At 62.6% G+C, this 22,760-nt stretch carries 24 protein-coding genes and 1 pseudogene; 10 read left to right on the forward strand and 15 right to left on the reverse strand.

Translation table 11 applies throughout. The features are described 5' to 3' along the window. Positions 1-138 precede the first annotated feature (138 nt). The 4 genes and pseudogenes from VGE08_RS10740 to VGE08_RS10755 form a co-directional block, all read right to left on the reverse strand. Positions 139-903, reverse strand: a pseudogene (locus tag VGE08_RS10740) (IS1595 family transposase); the annotation flags it as partial. Positions 904-995: 92 nt separating this feature from the next. Continuing rightward, positions 996-1,823: an alpha/beta fold hydrolase gene (locus VGE08_RS10745; RefSeq protein WP_331067876.1), complete on the reverse strand. Its 828-nt coding sequence runs from the start codon at positions 1,821-1,823 to the stop codon at positions 996-998. A gap of 88 nt (positions 1,824-1,911) precedes the next feature. Beyond that, positions 1,912-2,235, reverse strand: a complete 324-nt coding sequence (locus tag VGE08_RS10750) for a hypothetical protein (protein WP_331067877.1) — start codon at positions 2,233-2,235, stop codon at positions 1,912-1,914. A gap of 112 nt (positions 2,236-2,347) precedes the next feature. Next, on the reverse strand, positions 2,348-2,587 hold the full coding sequence (locus VGE08_RS10755) for a hypothetical protein (protein ID WP_331067878.1): 240 nt from the start codon (positions 2,585-2,587) through the stop codon (positions 2,348-2,350). 168 nt (positions 2,588-2,755) lie between these two features. Here VGE08_RS10755 and VGE08_RS10760 point away from each other — a divergent pair, with 168 nt between their 5' ends. From VGE08_RS10760 to VGE08_RS10770, 3 genes are all read left to right on the forward strand, one after another. Further along, positions 2,756-3,364, forward strand: coding sequence for a superoxide dismutase (locus tag VGE08_RS10760; protein WP_331067879.1), 609 nt, complete (start codon positions 2,756-2,758; stop codon positions 3,362-3,364). Positions 3,365-3,554: 190 nt separating this feature from the next. Next, positions 3,555-3,779 carry a hypothetical protein gene (locus VGE08_RS10765; RefSeq protein WP_331067880.1) on the forward strand — a complete coding sequence of 75 codons (225 nt, stop codon included), beginning with the start codon at positions 3,555-3,557 and terminating at the stop codon, positions 3,777-3,779. A 270-nt stretch (positions 3,780-4,049) separates the two neighbouring features. Beyond that, complete coding sequence (locus tag VGE08_RS10770; RefSeq protein WP_331067881.1) at positions 4,050-4,967, forward strand: hypothetical protein; 918 nt, start codon at positions 4,050-4,052, stop codon at positions 4,965-4,967. A gap of 4 nt (positions 4,968-4,971) precedes the next feature. On the opposite strand, the gene VGE08_RS10775 is transcribed toward VGE08_RS10770, so the two are convergent. Continuing rightward, entirely contained in the window at positions 4,972-6,066 is a 1,095-nt protein-coding gene (locus VGE08_RS10775) for a helix-turn-helix domain-containing protein (RefSeq protein ID WP_331067882.1), read from the reverse strand. A gap of 194 nt (positions 6,067-6,260) precedes the next feature. Here VGE08_RS10775 and VGE08_RS10780 point away from each other — a divergent pair, with 194 nt between their 5' ends. After that, positions 6,261-7,148 carry a sensor histidine kinase gene (locus tag VGE08_RS10780; RefSeq protein ID WP_331067883.1) on the forward strand — a complete coding sequence of 296 codons (888 nt, stop codon included), beginning with the start codon at positions 6,261-6,263 and terminating at the stop codon, positions 7,146-7,148. Between the two features lie 29 nt (positions 7,149-7,177). Then, positions 7,178-7,879 carry a response regulator transcription factor gene (locus VGE08_RS10785; protein WP_331067884.1) on the forward strand — a complete coding sequence of 234 codons (702 nt, stop codon included), beginning with the start codon at positions 7,178-7,180 and terminating at the stop codon, positions 7,877-7,879. Here VGE08_RS10785 and VGE08_RS10790 read toward each other — a convergent pair. Together VGE08_RS10790 and VGE08_RS10795 are read right to left on the reverse strand one after the other, a co-directional pair. Beyond that, entirely contained in the window at positions 7,857-9,218 is a 1,362-nt protein-coding gene (locus VGE08_RS10790) for a phospholipase D-like domain-containing protein (RefSeq protein ID WP_331067885.1), read from the reverse strand. The genes VGE08_RS10785 and VGE08_RS10790 overlap by 23 nt on opposite strands. Before the next feature lie 130 nt (positions 9,219-9,348). Further along, positions 9,349-9,837 carry a hypothetical protein gene (locus VGE08_RS10795; protein WP_331067886.1) on the reverse strand — a complete coding sequence of 163 codons (489 nt, stop codon included), beginning with the start codon at positions 9,835-9,837 and terminating at the stop codon, positions 9,349-9,351. Between the two features lie 245 nt (positions 9,838-10,082). On the opposite strand from VGE08_RS10795, the gene VGE08_RS10800 reads away from it, so the two are divergent. Further along, on the forward strand, positions 10,083-10,595 hold the full coding sequence (locus VGE08_RS10800) for a hypothetical protein (RefSeq protein WP_331067887.1): 513 nt from the start codon (positions 10,083-10,085) through the stop codon (positions 10,593-10,595). Positions 10,596-10,604: 9 nt separating this feature from the next. Here the strand turns inward: VGE08_RS10800 and pcaF are convergent, their stop codons facing one another. Then, a complete protein-coding gene (gene pcaF / locus VGE08_RS10805) occupies positions 10,605-11,807 on the reverse strand; it encodes a 3-oxoadipyl-CoA thiolase (protein WP_331067888.1) in 1,203 nt (400 codons plus the stop codon). 73 nt (positions 11,808-11,880) lie between these two features. Between pcaF and VGE08_RS10810 the strand changes: the two genes are divergently transcribed. Further along, positions 11,881-12,771, forward strand: a complete 891-nt coding sequence (locus VGE08_RS10810) for a DMT family transporter (protein WP_331067889.1) — start codon at positions 11,881-11,883, stop codon at positions 12,769-12,771. Here VGE08_RS10810 and VGE08_RS10815 read toward each other — a convergent pair. Continuing rightward, positions 12,722-13,690: an EamA family transporter gene (locus VGE08_RS10815; RefSeq protein ID WP_331067890.1), complete on the reverse strand. Its 969-nt coding sequence runs from the start codon at positions 13,688-13,690 to the stop codon at positions 12,722-12,724. The two genes, VGE08_RS10810 and VGE08_RS10815, sit on opposite strands and share 50 nt — an antisense overlap. A 106-nt stretch (positions 13,691-13,796) precedes the next feature. Between VGE08_RS10815 and VGE08_RS10820 the strand changes: the two genes are divergently transcribed. Next, positions 13,797-15,260, forward strand: coding sequence for a PLP-dependent aminotransferase family protein (locus tag VGE08_RS10820; protein WP_331067891.1), 1,464 nt, complete (start codon positions 13,797-13,799; stop codon positions 15,258-15,260). A 35-nt stretch (positions 15,261-15,295) separates the two neighbouring features. Here VGE08_RS10820 and VGE08_RS10825 read toward each other — a convergent pair whose 3' ends face one another. From VGE08_RS10825 to VGE08_RS10835, 3 genes are all read right to left on the reverse strand, one after another. Then, positions 15,296-15,421, reverse strand: coding sequence for a hypothetical protein (locus tag VGE08_RS10825; protein ID WP_331067892.1), 126 nt, complete (start codon positions 15,419-15,421; stop codon positions 15,296-15,298). 201 nt (positions 15,422-15,622) lie between these two features. Continuing rightward, the gene (locus VGE08_RS10830; protein ID WP_331067893.1) at positions 15,623-15,826 is read right to left on the reverse strand and encodes a hypothetical protein; all 204 of its coding nucleotides are present in this window, start codon (positions 15,824-15,826) and stop codon (positions 15,623-15,625) included. Further along, a complete protein-coding gene (locus VGE08_RS10835) occupies positions 15,823-16,038 on the reverse strand; it encodes a hypothetical protein (RefSeq protein WP_331067894.1) in 216 nt (71 codons plus the stop codon). Before VGE08_RS10835 ends, VGE08_RS10830 begins: the two co-directional genes overlap by 4 nt. Positions 16,039-16,169: 131 nt before the next feature. On the opposite strand from VGE08_RS10835, the gene gcvA reads away from it, so the two are divergent. Beyond that, entirely contained in the window at positions 16,170-17,078 is a 909-nt protein-coding gene (gene gcvA, locus VGE08_RS10840; RefSeq protein WP_331067895.1) for a transcriptional regulator GcvA, read from the forward strand. A 7-nt stretch (positions 17,079-17,085) separates the two neighbouring features. Here the strand turns inward: gcvA and VGE08_RS10845 are convergent, their stop codons facing one another. Both VGE08_RS10845 and VGE08_RS10850 read right to left on the reverse strand, forming a co-directional pair. Then, on the reverse strand, positions 17,086-17,463 hold the full coding sequence (locus VGE08_RS10845) for a hypothetical protein (RefSeq protein ID WP_331067896.1): 378 nt from the start codon (positions 17,461-17,463) through the stop codon (positions 17,086-17,088). A gap of 7 nt (positions 17,464-17,470) precedes the next feature. Beyond that, positions 17,471-17,902 carry a VOC family protein gene (locus VGE08_RS10850; protein WP_331067897.1) on the reverse strand — a complete coding sequence of 144 codons (432 nt, stop codon included), beginning with the start codon at positions 17,900-17,902 and terminating at the stop codon, positions 17,471-17,473. 227 nt (positions 17,903-18,129) lie between these two features. Here VGE08_RS10850 and VGE08_RS10855 point away from each other — a divergent pair, with 227 nt between their 5' ends. Further along, positions 18,130-19,056 carry a pirin family protein gene (locus VGE08_RS10855; protein WP_331067898.1) on the forward strand — a complete coding sequence of 309 codons (927 nt, stop codon included), beginning with the start codon at positions 18,130-18,132 and terminating at the stop codon, positions 19,054-19,056. A 56-nt stretch (positions 19,057-19,112) separates the two neighbouring features. On the opposite strand, the gene VGE08_RS10860 is transcribed toward VGE08_RS10855, so the two are convergent. Further along, entirely contained in the window at positions 19,113-22,757 is a 3,645-nt protein-coding gene (locus VGE08_RS10860; RefSeq protein WP_331067899.1) for an ABC transporter permease/M1 family aminopeptidase, read from the reverse strand. Positions 22,758-22,760: the final 3 nt, after the last annotated feature.

The following is a 22,760-nucleotide window of genomic DNA, read 5'->3' on the forward strand; positions in this document are numbered from 1 at the left end:
TGCCGTCACACGCACGAAAAACCGAAGAACGAAGTTGGAAGGAAGAAATCGGCCGAGGGCACGACCCAGTCGAGCAGCTCAGAGGTTCACGAAGCGCAGCTCATCCCCAGAATCACGCGGTTTCTGACCACCATTCACACCGCAATGCTGATAGACGCCCTTCATGCCGCGCTTGAAGATCGAAAAGTAGCCTTCGATGGTGTTGGTGTGCACGATGCCACGGACGTATTCCTCCTGGCCATGGCGTACCACGTCGTGCTGAGCAAAGTCTTTCTTCAGATGGTAGTAGTGACCGGCCTCGTCGGTCATGACGTAGGCTTCTTTCGCGATGTTCTCTCGCAGGATCGGCACGATGGTCTGCGGTTTGATGTTGTCCACGACCATTGAGCGGACCTGCTTGGAGCCGCGATCCACGAGAGAAAGAACCTTCATCTTGTGGTGATAGGCGCGCTTCACCGGAGCGCCCGGTTCACGGCCGATGAATGTTTCGTCCACTTCGACCGGGCCGCCGTTGCCGCCCATCGGAGCGAGTTCACCCGAGCGCATGGCTTCGCGAATGCGGTGAGTCATGAACCAAGCGGACTTGTAGGTCACGCCAAGCGTGCGATGGATCTGGTGCGAGCTGATGCCCTTCTTGGAAGAGCAGATCAGGTAGACCGCCATCAGCCACTTGGACAGCGGAATCTTGGAACGCTCGAACACGGTGCCTACGGTTACGCTGAACTGTTTACGGCACGCGCTGCACTTCCAGAGCCCTGGACGGTGAGCCTTGCCTTGCAGTTGATAGTGGCCGTCGATGACTCCGCAATGCGGGCAGACCGGGCCATTGGGCCAGCGGATCGCCTCTAGGTACTCGCGGGCTTTGTTGTCATCGTTGAAGTGCGGGGCCTGAAGCGCGGACATGTTCTTCTCCTGTTGGAGCGAACTTTGCGCTCAGGCCATGGGTTTGTCAAGTATATAATCGCCATTTTTTTCCCGAAGCCTGTCGAAATAATTCAGCGCACGCTCAGCCATTGCGGCACGAGCGGCCATAACGTTTGCTCGAACTGCGGACGGAAGAAACCGAAGTGACCGATGTGCCGTGCGCCGATTTCGCGAGGCGCGATCCGGCGGTATTCGACCGGAGCATTCACGTACAAGCCATGCAGTGACTTGATGCCCTTCGCCGACATCATCTCGTCATCGGTGAATGAGAGCGACAGCATCGGCATGCGCACCGACGCATAGGCGGCGCGCACCTGATCGCCTTCGGCGCCGACGACATATTCGCGATTGAGACACCAGCGACGCCATTGCTGCATCACTCCGAACGGCAGGTCGCCGACCTTGCGCAAACGCTTGCCGGGAAAGTAACCGGCCACGCGCAAAGCCAGCGGCACGATCACGAACCACAGCCACCATACGACCGACTTGGTGCGCCAGGTGTTCTGCAGCCAATAGCCGGTGCCGGTGGCGACAGTGATGACGCGATCGATGCGGTCGCGATTGGGAATCAAGCCGAGCAATTGACCGCCGAGACTGTGACCGATCCAGTGCAGCGGCAGCTCGGGAAACTGCGACTTCACCAGGTCGATGATGGCGGCGCAGTCCTGCCGGGCCCAATCGAATATGTTTACTGGATAGCCGCGCAACGATGGCGGCGCGGAACAGCCGATGCCACGATAGTCGAACGTGGTGACGTGATAACCCTGGCTGGCCAGCCACTGCGCGAACTGCGCGTAGAATTTCTGCGCCACGCCCATGGCTGAGGGGATGATTACGGCCGCGCGCGGCGCGCCACTCGATCGATAGGTCCGGTACACCAAGGCCGTGCCATCGGGCATGGCGATGGTATTTTGCGCAGGGTCGAGCACTGGCTCCTCCGAAATCGCTCCTCTGGCCCGTCACCAGTCAGCAATCACCAGTCAGTTCCTAAAAATCCGCGAACTGCGCGTCCAGAATCTCGCCTTCGGCGGCACAGCCGATTTCGCGCACCGAGTTCGGCCCGGGAAAGAATTGTTCGCTCAAATCCTTGCCACCGGCGGCACGCCAGCGCACGGTAGTGGCGATGGTCTTGAAAGTGTGCGTATTGATCAGCCAGAGGCGCGTGTTCTGCTCGTCGCAGGCGCCTTCGAGCTTCAGCGTTACGAAGCTGCGCGCAGGCGCGTCTTCTGCCGCCTCCACCGCCATGGTTGCCGCCACGATCGCCAATACGCCCAGCGCGTAGATGGCCGCGACTGGTGTCGCCTTGCCCACAAACTTTCCTCCCGGTCGCATCGGGTTGACCACGTTCCTGCGGTCATACCTCGTGCTTCCTTCGTGTTGAACATGTCGCTGCCTGCCGACCCCGGGTTTCTTCGACCCTGTATTACTCGTGGCCGTTGCAACTGAACCTGTGAATATAGTCGAGCTCGTCGCGCTTCGCATGGCCACGTAAATAAAGCCCGGGATTTTCGCCGCCAGCCGCCGGCAAGCGCGCAATCGACGCGAATTCGAACGTGAACGAGGTTACAGCCGCCCGCCAGCGCGTAACGCCCGGGACCGCCGCCGGGCGGGTGGCCAAGTGCCGGCCAGTACAGGTATTCTCCGACACCGCCATCGCTTTCATGGGCATGTTCGCCGCATCGGGGCCGCCGGAGCAGATTTCCGGGGTGCGTCTCGGGCGCTCCGCGCTGCAATGGAGCCGTAACGAAGCGGCCTGGAATCGGCCGGAACTTCGCTGTCCGCGATACGTTGGCGCAGTTACCCCCGTAGTTTTCGCTAGCTGGAGCCCGCCATGGCGTTCGAATTGAAGCCTCTGCCGTTTCCCAAAGATTCTCTCGGCCCGACGATCTCGGCGCGCACGCTGGATCATCACCACGGCAAGCACCATGCGACCTACGTGACCAAACTGAACGAGTTCGTGGCCGGCACGCCGATGGAGCAGCAGGACCTCGAAACCATCATCAAGGCCACCGCCAACAAGAGCGGCACCGAGCGGAAGATCTTCAACAACGCCGCGCAGGTGTGGAATCACGACTTCTTCTGGGATTCGCTCGCGCCCAATGGCGGCGGCACGCCGCCGGAACCGATCGCGAAGCGCCTGGAGGCGGCGTTCGGCTCGTTCGACAACTTCCGCGACAAGTTCGTCGAAGCGGCCGTGAGCCAGTTCGGCAGCGGCTGGGCCTGGCTGGTGTTGAAGGACGGCAAGCTGGAGATCACCACCACTCACGATGCCGACAATCCGTTGATCACCAGCGGCCATGCGCTGTGGACCTGCGACGTGTGGGAGCACGCGTATTACCTGGACTACCAGCAGAATCGCGCCGGCTTCGTCAAAGCCGTGGTCGAGAAGCTGGCCAACTGGCAGTTCGTCGGCAAGCGTCTCGCCGAAGTCGAGGGCTGATCGTCTCGCGATCGGCCGGCAGCGCCGATCGCACGGACCACGGTTGTTCGTATCGGGGCAGCGCGGTAGGCATTTACCGCGCTCCCTCACAGACCGGCTTCCGTATTTGTGCCGGTTTATCTCTGCTGCTACTGCACTCAACATGGCGGCTCGCGCTCTCCCGTCGTTTCCGGGGCGAGCACGGCCAGCAATGCAGCGCCAGCACGATTCCCGCACCGAAGCCGCTTTGTACTGGGTGGCGGTCAGCCTCATCGTCTGCGAGGGGCTGTCCATAGAAAAAGCCGCCGCCCGGCTCGGCGTCGATGGCGAGGAGCTCACCCACATCCTGCATCGGCGCCAGAGTCTTAGACCTGCCTGCTGGGAGGAGCAGCCCACCGAGCTGCCCGATCGCCCTGGAAAACGCGTCTCGCACTAAGCGCCGCTCCCGGCGGCCCGCATCCGGATCGGATGCATTTAATTGCGAGCGTTATCTCGGCTTCATCGCCGCATTGGAAACATATGGTTTGTCGCGACTCACCGACGGTTCGATTCTGGCGTCACAACGCGACGGCACCGCTTGCGGCCTGGATGAAACCCGACTGCGTTCACAGTTTCTGAAAATCGCCAGCGTCCGTCCGATCCGCTGGGACGATCGCTGGGTCGCGACTGCCTGAGCACACGGGCATAATCCACGCGAGTCCCACGAATGGGACAACGCAACGCCGGAGTGCCCGAAGTGATTCCTGAACGCGACATCCCCGCGAGCCTCTCATCGAGTCTCGTCTCGAGCGTGGCTGTAGCTCTGGTCATGGGCCTGACTGCGAATCTCGCGCACGCCGCCGATAAGAAGCCCACCAATGACAAGCTGCCGGACTGGGCGCCGAAACCCAAGCCGCACGTGATCGAAGATCGCTTTCGCGTCGAGGTCATGGGAGTCGGCGCGGGCCTCGACACCCAGCTGCGCATGGACCCTTCGCCCGTCACAGCCGGCACCTTGCTGAATGCCGAAGACGACTTCGGGCTGGACGATTCGAAGTTGCTGCCGCTGGCGGAGATCACCTTGCTGCCCGGCGCTCGTCACTTGATTCGCTTGAGCGGCTTCGGCCTGCGCCGCTCGGCGCGCAATACCATCGATCGCACCATCGTATTCGATGACCAGACCTATCTTCCGAACGAACAAGTGGACAGCACTTTGAACCTGACGATGCTGGGCCTCACCTACGGCTACAGCATCGTGCAACTGCGCAGCGTCGATATCGCGCTCACATTCGGCATTCAGGTGCTCGAAGTGGAAGCGAATGCCGAGGTGAAGAGCCGCGTGATTCGCGACGCCGAAACCGGCGTGACGCCGCTGCCGCTGATCGGCGTCGAAGGGCGTTATGACTTCAACGAACGCTGGTCGGTCGAAGCACGCCTGCAGTATGTTTCGGTGGAGATCGACGACGTCGAGGGGTCGTTGATGGACGCCCGCGCCGCGCTGACCTGGCGCATGAATCCACACCTGGTGTTCGGCCTCGGCTACCGAAACTTCAACGTGGACGTCGACTCGCGCGACCTCGATACGCCCGGCATCTTCGAACTGGATATGGCTGGCCCGCTCCTGTTCCTGCGGGCCAGCCTCTGACAGCTCAGCTCTTGGCCCGGAGCACCACCGGGTCGGCCGGCTGAATCATCATGGGAGTTTCCTCGTCGTCCCCGTTGCCGTCGTCGACATGCGAATCGGCCGGGGTTCGCATGTCATCGATAAAAATCCTGGACGCGTAATGCAGCCACGACAATGACGAGCGCACCTTGCCTTCGTTCGGCGGCGCACGCAGCGTGCGCGAGGGCGATTCCCCGAACAACGCCTTGTAGTTACGGGCGAACAAGCTGAAATCCCAGATGCCGAAGCGGGCGGCGATGCGCGTCACGGTGTCGCGCTGAGGATCGGCACGCAGCAACGCTGCGCGAATCTCACGCAATTGCCGGACCTTGAGCAGACGCATCGGACCGACGCCGAAGAATTCGTGGAAGATGTTTCGCAGTGTGCGCTCGCTGACCTGGGTCGCCCGGCACAGATCGTCGACGAACAACGGCTGGCCTTCGTTCTCCTCGATCAGCGCCAGGGTGCGAGCGATCACCCGGCTGCGGGAAAACTGCGGCCGGCCGACATGCCGATCCTGCACTTTCATGCTGCGCTCGAGCACGTGCGTGAGACAGATCGCGACTTCTTCTTCGGCCGCCGCGATCACCGCCGGCTCGCGAAATTCCATGTTGCTGGAAATGGCGCGGTCGACCACCCACCGCAAGCGATCGAGATAGGACAACACGGTGCGTGTACGGGGTCCGCTGCCGGAACGCGCCGACGTGAACAGGTCCGGCGACACCAGCGGGGTGTCGGTAGGCACACTCACGCCCGCCCAACGCACCACGTCCCCGCCGGTGAAAGTGAACGGCTGGTCCTCGTGCAGCAGCAGGAACGCATCCTCTTCGAGGAACTGGCCATCGATGCGAATCTGGGTGGCATCGGTCATCGGCAGGCCGAGCGTATAGCGGCCAGCCTCGCCGTCGCCGGCGAACGTACTCGGGCTACCGATCTGAATCTGCTGTAGCGAAACCGATCCCGGCCGTACCGCTTCCGTCCACCATTCCGAGTTGGAACGCGCGGTCGGAATGAAACGTCCGTCGACTCCCGTTATGGCTTCGGCAAACTCATCGAAGTCCCGAAATACCAGTCTTGCCATGGCTTTCCTCCCTTGCCTGACTGAGGTCCCGATCAATGATCCGTTCGAAATATCCCTATTGCCGTAATCTGCCGTTAACTGGCTGAAGGACGCGCAATTGTTGCCGAATCCTCACAGCCGTACATACGCGGAATGGGCAAAGTCGCAAGTTTTCGAATCCGCCCCGCCACCAAGAACCTTGCGGCGTCTTTTCCGTGCGACAGCCGGTCCTGATGACATTGCTGCTGCTCCTGGCGGTCACCCAGGCCGGCATGCTGACATTTTGGTCGTTCCGCCGCCGCTCGCGCCAGGCCCGCCGGCGCCTGCGCAGCGCCGACACCCACACCGGGCGCCTGGCACTCGTCGGCGAAATCGCCGGCTCCATCGCCCATGAAATCAGTCAGCCGCTCAGCGCCATCCTCACCAACGCCGATGCCGCGGAAAGCCTGCTGAACCAGGCGCATCCACCGCTCGAGGACATCCGCCGCATGCTAGCCGACATCCGTCGCGACGACTTGCGGGCCAACGATATCGTGCGCCATTTGCACGCTTTGCTGAAGCGTCGCGAGTTACAGACCACGATGATCGACCTCAACGAGATCGCGGCCACCGCGCTCAGCCTCATCCAGCCAGTGGCGCGCAAGCGGCTGGTGACAGTGCGCAGCTCGCTCGATACCACGCTGCCGCCGGTTCACGGTGACTCCATTCACCTCGAGCAGGTGCTCCTCAACCTGATGATCAACGCCATGGATGCCCTGGATACCACACTGGATACCACAAATGGCGCGAATGCTCCCGACAACCTCGATGTGATGGTCTCTAATACCGCAACTGGCCTGCCTGAGCGTATTCTGGACGTCACGACCAGCCGTTATGACAAATACTTCGCGGTCATCACGGTCGCGGACACGGGTCCAGGCATTGCGGCGGCGTATCGGCGGCAGATTTTCGAGTCATTTTTCAGCACCAAGCAGGAAGGCATGGGACTGGGGCTGGCCATCGCGCGCACCATCGTGCAGGCCCATGGCGGCAGGATCTGGCAGGAGGGAACCTCGGCCGGTGGAGCCGTCTTCAAGTTCACTGTTCCGTTGCAGTCGGGTTGAACCAGCGTCGAGAGGCAAGGGGAGACGGCATGGATATAGTGGGGATCGAGCACTTTCACGGCGATTCGGAATACGACGCGATGCGGCGTTTCGTCATTCATATCGTCGACGATGACGAAAGCTTTCGGCTCAGCCTGTTACGCTTGTTCGCAGCGAAGAATATCCAGGCGGTGGGCTATGCCACACTGGCCGAGTTCGAGCAGGCGGACCTGCACGCCGCGCCCGGGTGCGTGCTGCTGGACATCTGCATGCCCGATGGCGACGGCCTGCAACTGTTCGAGCGGCTGGCCGGCGACGAGCTGACCACGCCGGTCATTTTCGTGAGCGCCTATGCGGACATCCCGATCAGCGTGCGGGTCATGAAGTCGGGCGCGCTGGATATCCTGGTGAAGCCGGTACCGAGCGAACGGCTGCTCGACGCCGTGCACCATGCGCGCCGGATTGCGATGCAACGCTATGCGGCGCGCTCGCAAATCCGCGATCTGCTGGAACGGTACGGAACATTGACCGCACGGGAGCGAGCGGTATTCGCCGCCGTTGCGGAAGGCAAACTCAACAAGCAAGTCGCGGTGGAAGTCGGCGCTTGCGAGCGCACCATCAAGTCAGAACGCGCCAGGATGATGAAAAAACTGCGGCTTACTCGCATCGTCGACCTGGTGCGCGCCGCCGAAGCGGTGGGCTTGAAGCTGTCGTTCAACCACGGTTCGACTACAACTGAAAGGCAACAGTAAGTAACAGGCCTTCGGCGATATCGCGCAGCAGCCCGGGCGGCTCCGCGCGATAGGCGCTGCCCTGCCCGGCCGCAGTCGAGATCCAGTTCGCCAGCCAGTCGATGGATTCGCGGCCATAGAACACCACCGCGGCTTCGTGGTTGAGCAGCAGACTGCGCAAATCCAGATTGATGGAACCGCACAGGGCCAGCGACTCGTCGATCACCACCGCCTTGGCATGCACCATCTGCGACAGCAGCCGAAACTCCACGCCGGCCGCGGCGAGATCGCGCATGGGCCGGGAGCGCACGAAGTCGGCCAGCATGTGATTCGATCGCCGCGGAATCGCGATAGTTACTTTCACCCCGCGCCGCGCGGCCAGGCGCATCGCCGCACGCAAGCTGTCATCGGGAACGAAATACGGCGTGACTACCAGTAAGCGTCGGCGGGCGCGGTAGCATCCGTCGATCAATAGCGATTGCGCGGTGTCTTCGACCTGGTCCGGACCGCTGGGCAGGAATTGCGCCAGCTCCCCGCCCTCGATTGCGACAGCCTGGCGTTGGCGCACCGGCATGCGCAGATGGGTCGTGTTCCAGTCCAGGTCGAACTGCGTGCCGGCGGCCGCTGCCACCGGACCTTCGAGATCGAACGACAGGTCTGGCCAGATCATGCCGCTGTCGTCGCCAAGGAAATATTCGGCGGCGAGATTGCGACCGCCGCACCAGAGATATCGATCGTCGGCCACCACCAGCTTGCGATGGTTACGCAAGTTGCGGGGCCCGAACCGGCGCAGACTGAAGAACGGACGAAACACCGCCACCTTCGCGCCCGCGGCGGCCAACTCTCTTAGATAACGTCGCGGCGCGAGAACGGCGAAGAAGCCGTCGAGCAGCAGCCGTACCTGCACGCCTTCACGTGCACGACGAGCCAGTCGCGCGACGATGTCACGCCCGAAAGCATCGTTTCCTATGATGAAGGTGCTGACATCGAGCGTGTGGCGCGCGTCATCGATGATCTTGAACAGCGCATCACGCGCGTGCGTGCCGTCGGCATGCATTCGCACTTTGCAGACCGAGGGCGGCGCCAATCCGAAGCTCTCGATCAGCTCCGCCGCCCAGTGTGGCCCTTCGACGACGACGCCGGCGTATGGAATTGCGACCGGCTTGAGCTTGCGTTGCCCGAACAATAAATAGAGCGGCAGCATCACATACGGGATCAAGGCCAGCCCGAGAACCCAAGCGATCGCCGATGTGGGAGCGCGCCGCTGGTCGCGTGCGCGGCTGGTCAGAATATAAATGAGAAGCGCCACCGCGCTGACCAGGAAATGCTGCGAAGGAGTCGGCAGCCAGTCGACGATCATTATCCCTGCATCCCCATACCCGGCCTCGTTATCGGGCAGGGGCGGCAGGGTAGCAGATATCAGTCGCGGAACGTCTCCGACGACGCTAGCGCACGCCTCTATCTACGTCGCGCAGCGCGCGCCAGCGTATCTAATTGTTGGAATCGGGGACCGGAGCTGGCTGTTGATCCGGAGCGGCGGACTGTTGGGGGGCCGGAGTGGCTGCTGGCAGGGACTGCAGCATCACGACTCCTGGCTGAGTCTGTACAGGTCCAGCGGCCGCCTCGGCGGCCTCGGCAGCTGCGGCCGCAGCCTCGGCTTCTTTCTGCTGCTGCTCGACCTGTGCCGTGACTACGCCCAGATACTTGTGGAAGACCTTGAGAAATCCATCCACCGCGGTCAGCGTCAGGATCGCCGGAATGGCCGCGATGCTCGCCACCACCAGCCACTTGAGCGGCTTCGGACGGCGCTCCTCTTTATCCAGTGCAGCTTCGCGCTCGAGGGATTCCTGGGCGCGCTGCTGAATAGCCTTTTGCAGGTCGTACTGCCGCGACTTCAGGTGCAGGATGCGCGCACTCTGCTGCTTCTCCGCTTCGGACTGGGCCGACTCGGCCACGCACTCTTCGGACTGTTGACTCATGAGGCTGAACTTCGGTGACAGTCGCGGGATGGGGACCCCAGCATAACGCGACCGGGCTGGCGATCAACTGGTGGGGTCCGTCTCTACGAGATTTTCCCGCTCACTATAAAGGACACTCGCGCGGGCTTCTGGTTCCAGTGCGGTAGTCTTCGCCTAAGACCAATGTCCAAGGTCGCCCGACAATGCTTGACGGCTATTGTCGCCGGTGGCGACGATCTGTCGATCCGAGACGGGGCAGCGAGAAAATGAACGGCAAAGGCGTGGCTGGCTTGGGAAGTTTATGCGCGGCACTGGCGTGGTTTGGCGTCGGGCTCGCTGAAGACACCACCGCGCGCTCCGAGGCGCCCGCGAAACAAGAGGGTAGCCCAGTCACTGCTGCCGACCGTGCCGCCAAGCCGCTCTCGGCCGCCGAGTCCGCCCGCCAGGACTGCGTCCGCCAATGCGAGATCGCCAACGGTCATTGCAATAGCGAAGTGCGCCAGGCGCGCCAGGAATGCTCACGCAACGCCGCCAGCAACGGGCGCGATCCGATGACGATGCGCAACAACGATTACGCCTATTTCTGCAGCTACTTCCGCAACCCGAGCCAACGCGGCCCGGGCAATCTCACGGCTCGCTTCGCGCAACACTACGACGTGTGCATCGATGTGATTCAACAGAACATCGCCTCGATGCGCTACGACTGCTTCCGCAACGAGCGGGACGCAAAGAACATCTGTCGCAGCGAGCTGCGACAGTGCCAGGCCGCGTGCCAATAAGATCGAGCGCTATACGCGCTCGATCACCATCGCGATGCCCTGCCCCACTCCAATGCACATCGTGCACAGAGCGTAGCGGCCCGATGTCTTCTCGAGCTGGTTGAGTGCCGTCGTCACCAGTCGCGCACCGCTCGCGCCGAGCGGATGGCCGATGGCGATTGCGCCACCATTCGGATTCACGTGCTCCGCGTCGTCGGGCAGGCCCAGTTGACGCGTCACCGCCAGGCCCTGCGCCGCGAAAGCCTCGTTGAGCTCGATGATATCGATCTGACCGATTTCCAGCTTCGCCAGCTGCAGCACCTTGCGTGTCGCCGGCGCCGGGCCGATGCCCATGATGCGCGGAGGAACGCCAGCGGTGGCCATTGCAATCACGCGCGCCCGCAACTTCAAACCATACTTGGTCGCAGCCTCTTCACTCGCCAATAGCACCGCGCAGCTACCGTCGTTGACGCCGGATGCATTGCCAGCCGTCACCGTCCCATCGGGCTTGACCACACCCTTCAACTTCGCGAGCGCTTCCAGCGACGTCTCGCGCGGATGCTCGTCGGCGATGAACTTGATCGGATCGCCTTTCTTCTGCTGAATCTCCACCGGCGTGAGCTCGGCTTCAAAGAACTTCGCCGCGTGCGCGCGTGCATAACGCTGCTGACTGCGCAGAGCGAACGCATCCTGATCGGCGCGAGCAATACCGAACTCGACCGCAACGTTCTCCGCCGTCTCCGGCATGGAATCGATGCCGTACCTGGCCTTCATCAACGGGTTGACGAATCGCCAGCCGATGGTCGTGTCCTCGATCTTCGCGGTACGTGAGAACGCAGTGTCCGCCTTGGCCATCACGAACGGCGCGCGCGTCATGCTTTCCACACCGCCCGCGATCACCAGCTCCGCCTCGTGAGAACGAATGGCGCGAGCCGCAGTACCCACTGCATCCAAACCCGAGCCGCACAGACGATTGATGGTCGCGCCGGGCACCGTGTCCGGCAGGCCCGCCAGCAGCGCGGCCATTCTGGCGACGTTGCGATTGTCCTCGCCGGCCTGATTGGCGCAGCCGTAATAAACATCATCCACCGCGCCCCAATCGACGCCGGCATTCCTTTGCATCAGCGCCTTGATGGGAATGGCACCCAGATCGTCGGTGCGCACACGGGCGAGCGCGCCGCCGTAGCGGCCGATGGGCGTGCGGATGGCATCACAAATAAACACTTGGCGCATGAGCTCGATCTCGATGACGGATTGCAATGTCAATTCTAGCCGCCTTGTCGGCGGCACGTTAGCATGCCTGCTCATGCCTACAAATAATGTCCGAGGAATTCTGTGCATGCTGGCGGCGGTCGCGGCCTTCGCCGTCATGGATCTGAGCATGAAGCTCCTGGCCGAGACTTATCCCGCCATGCAGGTGACGTTCATCCGCGGGCTGGCCTCGTTGCCTTTCATATTGATCGCAACGGCCGGCTTCGGGCGCTGGCGGAATCTCATTCCCAATCGCTGGGCTCTGCACCTGTTGCGCGGCGTTCTGCAGGTCGCGGCGCTCTATTTCTTTGTCTACGCGGTCAGTCGTCTTTCACTGGCCAACGCGTACACCATCTTCATGTCCGCGCCGCTGCTCATCACGGCGTTGTCGGTGCCGTTCTTTGGCGAACGCGTCGGCTGGCACCGGTGGCTCGCAGTGATCACGGGCATGATCGGCGTGCTCGTAGTGCTGCGCCCAAGCGGCATCGAAGTGAGCGGCATAGCCATTCTCGGCGGGATCGCGGCGCTTGCATCGGCCACGGCTTACGCGCTCGGTGCGTTACTCATCCGAGTTTTGCAGCCCACCGAAACCAGTGCGGCAACCATGTTCTGGGCGCTGACGCTCACGGCGGTGTTCGCGGGCCTGCTTTGCTTCTCGAGCTGGGTGCCCGTGCTTTGGGACCACTGGTACTGGATCGCCATCATCGGCCTGAGCGGCGCCATCGGCCAGCATTTCCTCACCCAGGCGTTTCGACTGGCCGCCTCTCCCACCATCGCGCCGCTGGAATACACGGCGCTTGCATGGGGCATGCTGTTCGACTGGCTGCTATGGATGACTGTGCCGAGCGCGCGCATGCTGATCGGCGCCGGCATCATCGTCGCGAGCGGTCTCTATGTCATTCACCGCGAGCGAATGCAGGTAGCCGCCGCGCCACAAACGACCTGAGTTGCGAAGGCCTGAGCCCATCCTGGAACAGCACCAATCCCACACCCACGAGCACCAATGCAGCCGCTGAAACCGCCAGCGGCGTGAGTCGTTCGTTCAGCACCAGCGCACCCAGCAGCAAAGCGACCACGGGATTCACCAGCGCATAGGTCGCCACTTTCGGCGCGGCCACTCGCGTCAGCAAGTACAAATAACAATTGAGCCCGACGATGCTGCCGAACACGATGAGGTAGGCGATCGCCAGCACCGAGCTCCAGGTGACGGCCGAGGGATCGAACACCACCCACTCGCCGTCGACCACCGACATGCTCAGCTGGAACAAGCCACCGAACAACATCTGCGCACAGGTGAAGCTCAGCACCGTGCCAGGCTGCACGGCCCGCTTCTGAACCAACGTGCCGAAGCTCCAGCCCACCGCAGCGAGCACCAACGACAACACATAGAACGGATTCGCCTCGCCGGAGAGCGAGCGGGTGTGCGTAACGATTGCCACCACGCCGATCACCGCGATCGTAGTTCCGATCAAAGCCTGGCGCTTCGGCGCACGCTTGCTGAAGAACGCCCAATCCAACAACAGCACGATGACCGGCACGGCGGTAACGATCAGCGCCGCGATGCCCGACGGAATACCTTGCTGTCCCCAGCCCACGAAGCCGTTGCCGATACCGGTGAGCAACACGCCCGTGAGTGCGGCCATCTTCAGATCCAGCTTCGCCAACGGTCGGGGATCGCGCCAGCGCAGCCATACGTACATGGCCAGGCCGGCGAGCAGGAAGCGCACGGCGCCGCCGATGAACGGCGGAATCGCCTGGATGGCGACCGCGATCGCGAGATACGTGGTGCCCCAGATGAAATAAATGGCGGCGAAGGCGACAAGCATGCCGACCGAGAGTCGCCCGATGCTGGAAGAAACAGACATGAGAAATCCTAAGACGCGGATGGACACTCTAGAGCATGCTGGCAAGCAGTACAGATTCAGGTAGACTGACCCGCGACCAATACAGTTGTGTCTGCCGAGGTAGGCCATGGCTTCCCAGGAACCGCTGCTCTACGAACGCGTCGCGCGCATGGTCGAGGCGCAGATCGCCAGCGGCGCCTTGCGCGGCAACGAGCGCATTCCTTCGGTGCGCTCCATGAGCCGCACGGCCAAGGTCAGCATTTCCACGGTGGTGCAGGCCTACCTGCACCTGGAAAACATCGGACTCATCGAAGCGCGCCCGCAGTCCGGTTTTTATGTCAGGCCGCCGATGCGCGCCGCCGTGCCACCGCCGCGACCCAAAGTCAGTCGTTCGCGCCGTCCAGCCTCCATTGCTGCGGAAACTCTCGACACCTGCCGGGAGGCGCTGGCCCGGCCGGACATCCTGCAGCTCAACGGCGCCTTCACCTCGCCCACGCTGTACCCGAACCAGCGGCTCAACAATCTCATTCGCGAAGTACTGCGCGACCATCCGGCGCACGCCGGCGAATGTCTGCTGCCGCCGGGCCACGAAGAGCTGCGGCGGCAAGTGGCCAAGCGCATGAGCTTCGCGGGAGCGCCGGCCGATCCGGCGCACGTCGTCATCACCGGCGGCGCCATGGACGCGATCACGATGTCGCTGCAGGTGTTGTGCAAGGCTGGCGATACGGTGCTGGTGGAATCGCCCACCTACTTCGGCCTGCTGCAGGTGATCGAATACCTGGGATTGAAAGTCGTCGAGGTGCCGAACCATACGAGCACCGGCATCGATGTCGAAGCGATTAGAAACATCGCGCGCACGACGCGGCTGGCCGCGGCCGTGCTGATGCCCAACTTCAACAATCCCACTGGCAGCCTCACGCCCGACGACGCCAAGCGTGAGATCGTATCGATCCTCACGGCCGCCGAAGTGCCCATCATCGAGGATGACATCTACGGGGATCTGCACTACGGCAACGTGCGCCCCACGTCGCTGCGGGCGTATGACGAAGCGGGTTTGGTAATCACCTGCGGGTCTGTTTCCAAGACCATCGCGCTCGGCTATCGCATCGGCTGGGCGGTGTCGCCGCAGTTTCATACCGAGATTGCGCGCGCCAAGTTCTTCTCGTCGGTCGCCAGCCCGACCTTGCAGCAGCTGGTGCTGGCGCGTTACTACGCGAGCGGAGGATATGACCGTTACTTGCGCCGGGTGCGCACGACGCTCGCCGCCAATTCGCAGAACGCGCTCGACGCGATCATTCGTTACTTCCCGCCTGGCACACGCGTGGCGCGGCCGAGCGGAGGAATCGTGCTGTGGATCGAATTGCCGGCGGGTGTGGATGGCGCGGAGTTGTTCCGTACCGCGCTGGCCAGCCGTATCGGCATCGCGCCGGGGCTGGTGTTCTCCGCCAAGGCGGACTATCGGAATTACATCCGCATCAGCTGCGGCATGCTGTGGACCACCACCATCGAGCGCGCCATCGAAAAGCTCGGCCGACTGGTGGCCGGCATGGCCCAATCGGACAAGCAGGTCCGCTTGAGCAAGACTGCCTGAGCTCGCGACGGCGCGCATGGTGCGTCGGACCGGCGTCAGCATGACTGGCAGCCGGTCAGCTCGTCGGATGTCGGCGCGCTGCGCAGACCGATCTTCAATAGCGCCAGTACCGTCAGGTTGAGGACCAGCGAGGTTGTCAGCGTAATCAATGCGAATGCCATGGCGGTCTCCTTGGGTTGGGTTGCGTGCGTTACGTTCGTGCCCACACCCCAACCCCTCTCCCAAAGGGAGAGGGGCAAGGACTCAGCTCCTATCTCCCTCTCCCCCTCCTATCTCCCTCTCCCCTTGTGGGGAGAGGGCCGGGGTGAGGGGGCGGGCCGGGGTGAGGGGGCGGGCCAGGGTGAGCGGACGGGCCGGAGCCGTTACAGGCTGCGGCTGACACTCCGCCCGTCCTGATCCTCGGCCCGCGCCTGCGCCAGCGGCGCCAGCGCGGTCGGCTCATCGAGCTGGGCAATGATCACTTCACCCGCCGGCGGCGAGCTCGCCCGGGTGACGTCCCATTGCAGTAACGCCAGCGCGGCCAGGTTGATGGCCACCGCCGCGGCCAATGTCAGTACCGATCTCATGACTGCTCCCTCCATAAAGGCTGCTGCGAAAACCAGCGGGCCAGGACCGAATTTCGAACCGGGCGCGTGGGCACGGGCTCGCGTGCCTCGATGCGCTCCGGAAGCTCCAGGCGGAGTTGTTCCGGATCGGGCTCGAGACGACGCTGTTGGCGCTCCAGCGCGAGGCGGTCGGCTTTCAGCTTGGCCAGGGTGATGAACAGGTACTCGTCCATAAAACCTCCGTTGAGATATGCATCTCGGTAATGGACGAGTAGCCTATTCCTAGCCATTTCCTGCGAATAGCGATACTTTGTGCCTGTGATCTATGACTTGAAGTCACAGTAAAGCCATCCTTGCGACCGCCATGAAACGCATCCCGGTAGGCCCCTTGCGAGCCTTCGACGTCGCCGCCCGGAACCTGAATCTGAGTGCCGCGGCGGAGGAAATGAACGTCACCCACGCGGCCGTCAGCCGGCAGGTGAAGCAGTTGGAAGACTGGCTGGGAGTGAAGCTGTTCGAGCGCCTGCCCCGCGGGCTGCGGTTGACGGCTCAGGGCGCCCTCTTGGCGGAAGGCACCCGTGCCGCCTTCGACCGACTGGCATCGGCACTCGAAGATGTTTCAACGCCGACGGTGCGGCGCAAGCTGACCATATCGACGTTCTCTTCTTTCAATGCCCGCTGGCTGATGCCGCGCGTGCAAGCATTTTCCATGTTGTTCCCGGACGTCGATCTGCAAGTAATCACGACGTCGCAGCTGGCGGACTTCGCCCGCGAGGATGTGGACATCGCCATACGTTTCGGCGGCGGCAATTACCCGGGCTTGCACACGGTGCCGTTGTTCCGGCCGAGGGAGATCGTGGTGTGCGCACCGTCGTTGTTGAAAGGTGGAGCGCCGCTGAAGAACCTCAGTGAGCTGCGCAATTTCACCTTGTTACACGATGACTCCTATCGCTCCTGGGCTCGTTGGCTGGATGCGGTTGGCGTCAAAGGCATCAACCCGCGGCGGGGCATCGTTTGCGGTGACCGCAATTCGATGTTGCAGGCGGCGCTCGCCGGTCAGGGCATGGCCATCGCTTCCGAGGTGTTCGCTGCGAGCGAGCTGGCCGCCGGCCGGTTGGTAAAGGTGTTCGAGCAGGAAGTCTCTTCGGAGTACGCGATCTACGCGGTCTGCCTGCCCCGGCGGCTCAATGACCCGATGGTGGCGGGCGTGATGGAGTGGCTGGAGCAGGAGTCCAAGACCTCTCACGACGTGCATCCGCCGCCGAGTGACTAGTCGGCGGCTATTTCTTCTTCCCGAACAGCGCCTCCAACTCCGCGCGTGCCCTATCGGCGGCGGACGGTTGCTCGGCATCCGGAGCTTGCTTGGTGCCGCCGAACAAGGCGTCGAGCTCGGCTTGCGCTTTCGCAGCGGCGTCGGTGCTCTGGTTCGAGTACGCGTCTTCGCGAGGCTTGAAGTAGTCGCAGAAGTTCGCCCGTTCCTTGTCCTTCACTTCCTCGGCGATCGGTTCCCGGCAGTGTTTGGCGACGCTGATGCTGTACCACTCGCAAAGTTTGCAGACGTGCAGCTCGGCGTGGCACTGGCGGCATTCTTCGAGCCGGCGCAGCGGCAGCGTCAAGTCAGCCAGGGAGGCGCCGCATTTCCAACAGACCAGGGCCACGGGTCACCTAGCGATGCTTCTGGTCGTTGCTGGTTGCGATTTCGTCGTAGCCGCGGCCGATGAATTCGATCAGGCAGATGCCGTGGCCGAACGGGTCGGCGAGCATGGCGATCTTGCCCCAGTTGTTGGTCTTCACCTGGGTCTCGAGCCGGGCGCCGGCGTTGCGGGCGCGATCCAGGGCTCCTTCGATTTCGTCGACCACGAAATCCAGGTGCACCGGCGTCCAGTGACGCGCGTACGAGCGCAGGTGCCGGCTGGTGGCCGACGCAACGGTGCCGTTCGGTTTCACCAGCAGATAGATGGGCGAGGTCGAGCCGAGCAATTCCACCGCGTCGGCGCCGAAACGGCGGCCGACGTGCAGGTTGAAAGCCTTGCAATAGAATTCGGTGGCCTTGGCCAGATCGTCCACATCGATATTGACCAGCATTCTGGCGGTCATCGAAATCCCTCGAATTGGCGGCGCCCCGGAGGATATCCGGAGCGCTCGAGTAAAAACGGGAGATTAACCCGTCGCCCGGCCGAACCAGTAGTCTCCAACGGACGACTCACTAACGGGGCTCCATGACCTCGGCTCGATGCATGCGGCCATGCATGACGCAGCGAGATAAGTGTCATGCCTTGCGACACGCAGATACACCTCCACCTCCGGTGGCAGGATACGAACCCATGAACGCCAGCAACTCTTTAGCTTCGACAACCTCTCCTCAACCCACCGAGCCGCGGCGCGCGGCTCGGCTGGTGCAATCGGTCAGCACCCTGGAAGGGGGTGGCTTTCCAGTGCGCCGGCCCTTTCCCACGCCGGGCTTCAGCCACTTCGACCCATTCCTGCTGATCGATCATCTGGGGCCGGTGCAGTGGCCGCCTGGCGGGCCGATTGGCGCGCCCGATCATCCGCATCGCGGCTTCGAGACCGTGACATATGTGCTCGCCGGTGAGAACGAGCATCGCGACTCGTTCGGCAACGCCGACGTGCTGCAGCCGGGCGACGTGCAGTGGATGACCGCCGGCGGCGGCGTGATTCACTCCGAGATGCCGACCGAGCGCTTTCATCGCGAAGGCGGTCTGCAGGAAGGCTTTCAGATCTGGGTGAACTTGCCGGCCGTCGACAAGATGATGACGCCGCGTTATCAGACGTTGCGTGCCTCGGACATTCCGCAGGCCACCACGGCTGACGGCCGCGTGCGCGTTCGCGTCATCGCTGGCGAGTCGCTCGGCAAGACGGCGCGTATCGACACGCGAGTGCCAATTCAGATGCTGCACTTCACCGTCCAACCCGGCGGCGAGCTGCTGCAGTCCGTACCGGCCGAGCAGAGCGGCTTGCTGTATGTCTTCAAGGGCAACGCGACCATCGGCAGCGATCGGCGCAAGGTGGCCGAGGGCCAGGCGGCGCTGCTCGGGTCAGGCGATTCGGTGCACATCAGCGTGGCTGCGGACGAGTCCGGCCCGGCAGAGATCTTGTTGCTCTCGGGCAAGCCGCTGCACGAGCCCGTCGCGCGTTATGGTCCGTTCGTGATGAACACGCGCGAGGAGATCGAGCAGGCATTCCGCGATTATCAAAGCGGACGATTCGGCTTGATCCCGCCACGCACGTAAGTCAGACCACAACGGCCAATCAGCTGGCGCAACTCGAGTTGCGCCAGCTTTACTTCTCAAGTCTTCTTGGATGATGCGCCGGCTTGCGTCGATGCGCTGTCGATCTCCACCGTCTTGCGATTGTCGTCCGGTATCCGGTCGATCAGCTTGTTGTACGGATCGAATCCCACCTCGTAGGGCATGGCGTCCACGGTCAGGGTGATCTTGCCGCGAGGCTCGGTAATTCGCTGGCGCTCCAGATAGAGCGGCCGTTCGCTCGCTTCATCTTCATCGGGATCGCGCGCGAATACGCCGACTTCGATCCAATCATCCAACGCCACATCGCTCTCGCGACCCGTGCCGTCGCTCTCCCGCTTGGCTGCTTCGTACTCTATGGTCACATCATACTTGCCAGCGCGCGGCGTGACGGACGCCGAGAGCACGCGGTTGTCGTAGAAGATGATCCTGGCCAACAGCTCATCGATCAGCGCGTGCTTGTCTGGCGACGCTTGCGCTCGGATGTAGTCGACCAGCTCCAACGTCGTCGTGTACGGCGCCTGCTGAAAAGCCTTGTCCCGGATGTAGTTGGCCAACGCGCGATTGAGATTCTCCTCGCCCATCTCGTCACGCAACCGATACAGCGCCAACGAGCCCTTGGCGTAGTGAATGTAATTCTGATCCTCGACCCGCATCAGCGGCAGCTCCTCGATCAACTCCCCGCCCCGGCCGCGCAGATAGCGATCGAGCTCGTACTTCAGGAAGCGGCGCATGTGCTCCCGCCCGTACTCCTTCTCCATGACCATCAGCGCCGAGTATTGCGACAGCGACTCCATGAGCATCGACTGGCCCTGCACGTCCGCACCGATGACCTGATGCGCCCACCATTGATGCGCCATCTCGTGCGCGGTCACGTAGAACACATAGTCGATGTGGTCGGGATCGGTGAGATCGGCGATGAAGCCGATGCTCTCGGAGAACGGAATCGTGTTGGCAAAGCTCTGAGCGAACCTCGCGTAGCGCGGGAACTCCAGGATGCGCACCTGCCGATGCTGGTATGGCGAGAAATTGGCCGTGAAGTAGTCCAGCGATTTCTGTGTTGCCTCGATCATTCGATCGACGTTGTAGGCGTGCTGGGGATGGTAGTAGATCTCGATCGGCAGACCGTTCCACTCGCCCCGCTTCACGTCCCAGCGCGCCGACAGGAAACAGTAGAACGGCAACATCGGCCGATCCATCTTGTAGTGAAAGTAGCGCCGGCCGTTCTCGGTCCACTCGCGCTGCAGATAGCCGGGCGCGAGCGCGATCTGATCTTGGCTGGTGCTCACCGTCGCTTCGAAGTTGATCCAGTCGGAGTCGACGACGCCCATGCCGTATCGGGCACTCTCGTCTTCCAGCTTGGCCTTGCGCGGCACTTCGCCAAGGCCACGCTTGCGACGTTCGTTGCGATCCAGGATCTGCCGCGATTCGTCGTAGCCGAAATGCGGCAACTCGTTGCTGTTGAAGAACGTGCCATTGGCGTTGAGCGTCGAGCGCAGGTCGCCGGCACCGGTCGAGACCGGCATGCCACTGTTGGTAAAGCCACGCTCCGCACGCTCCAGGACAAAGTCGAAATCCAACGCGGCGCCAGGCGCAAGCGGCTCGGCCAACGCGTAGATCTTCAGCCCCGCCTGCCGATCCGCATGTTTGACCGTCATACCGGCCGGCGCGGTCACTTCCAGGCTGGAACTGACGTTCGTATAAACGTGCAACTCGGCAATCGGCGCCTCGTGCTCGTTCACCAGGCGATAGCGGCCGCGAATCAGATAGCGCCGCTGTTCGGGAAAGATATCCACAGCGGCGCGCACATCGACGATGCGAGGCTGGGGTAGATCCTTGAACTTCCGATATTCCTTTTCGAGATGCGCCTGGCGATCGAGCGCGGCGTCCGCCGGCAGGTACTCGTTGATGACATTGGTGTTGTAGAAGATCCAGCCACCGGTCGCGACCGCGGCAACCGCCAACGTCGCGAAAGCGGCTCCCTGTGCACCTCGCATGTTGTTGAGAGCCTGTCGCCAACGCAGCTTCCAACCAGGCGCGGTGCCGCGCACCCAGAACGCATTGGCGAGCACGATCAGCATGGCCGCAATCAGCGTCCAGTACGTTTGGAACCAGGCCCACGGCTCCAGCAGGTGACCGTAGCCGTTCATATCCGAGTACGTCATCTGCGGCGCGCCGGAATAGATATACAAGTTGTGCTCGTAGCCCACCTGGACCAGCACGATCTGCGCCAGCAGCACCAGGATCAGCAGCAGGTAACCGACGAACTTCTGATTGCTGACGATCTGCAGGAACAGCGCCAGCGCACCCATCAACGCAAACGGCCATGCATCGATGAACGCGGCCTGCAGATACAGCCCGGGCTCGATGTTCGTGTAGCCGTGCCACAGCTGAAAGCCGATCGCCGCCAGCACGCCGAAGAAGATGAAGGCAACCACCACCGCCGTGATCGCACCGAGCTTGGCGAGCACCGGCACCCAGTTCGGCACCGGCATGGAATCGGTCACCGCGGCGATCCTGGCATCGCGCTCGCGCCACAGTACGTCGCCGGCGTAGAACGCAACGATGATGATCAGCAGGAACTGATAACTGCCCTGCATCGTCTCCATCATCAGCGCGGTCACCGGATGAATCGGCGTGCCGAACATGTTGCTCGTGCCCGCCAGGCCACCGATGTAGTTGATGATGCCGAACGCCAGCAGGATCAGGAACGGCAAGCTCCGCAGCACGGACCTGGTGTCGAACCACACCAGATGCGCGAACTGGCCCAGTGCAGTCGCGGCATTGAACGCACGTCGATCCGTCGCGCGAGGCGCGATGGTTGGCGATGGCTTCGATTCCGCGTGAGTGGTCGTCTGCGCCCGCTGCCACCAACGTTTCTTCGTGCGCTGCCGCTGCGGCTTGAAGAGGAGTTGCGTGGCGACCAGCAGCACGATGCCGATGCCCACCCAGATGAGCCGGTTCAACAGTAGCAGACCACTCACGTCTGGCAACTGGGTGTTGCGCTCCAGGACCGACCAATAACGCATGGCCTGTGCCACCGCTTCGCCGCCCAGCGGATCGATCAACGCCGAGATGGTGTCGTACTTGATGTCATCGGTCAGTGCGCCGCCGATGGACCACAGCACCAGGAACGCAACGACGCCCAGGAACACCAGCAACAGACGCCGCGTCGTCACGGCCAGCAGGCCCAGCAGCCCGCCCACGAACAGCAGGTTCGGAACGGTCAGCACCGCGAAGCCCCACAGATAGGGCTGCAGGGAGAAAGGCCCGAGCCGCTGCGGATCGATCCATGGCATGAACGAGCCGATCATCATGCCGAGCGCGGTGATCACCAGCACGAGCAGCGCCATCAGCGAGCCTGCCGCGAAGCGGCCCCACAGATAGCTCGACTTGCTCAGTGGCTTGCTGAAGAACAGTTCTTCGGTGCCCATCTCGAAATCGCGCAGCAGCGGCTGAGCGATGAGCGCAACGGCGACGAACATGCCGAGCGTGTTGAAGACGTCGAGGAACGTGAGGATCACAAACGGCGCGTTGCGATTGACGTTGCCGATACCCTCCCCCACCGTGACGATATCACTCGTGGTGGCCGCGAAGGCCATGAGCGCAAAGACAAACGCGATCACCCACGGCAGCGGCGAGTGCAACTGATAACGCAGCTCGAAGCGGAAAAATTCCCAGAACATGCG

Source organism: Steroidobacter sp. (genome assembly GCF_036406195.1).
Lineage (GTDB): Bacteria > Pseudomonadota > Gammaproteobacteria > Steroidobacterales > Steroidobacteraceae > Steroidobacter.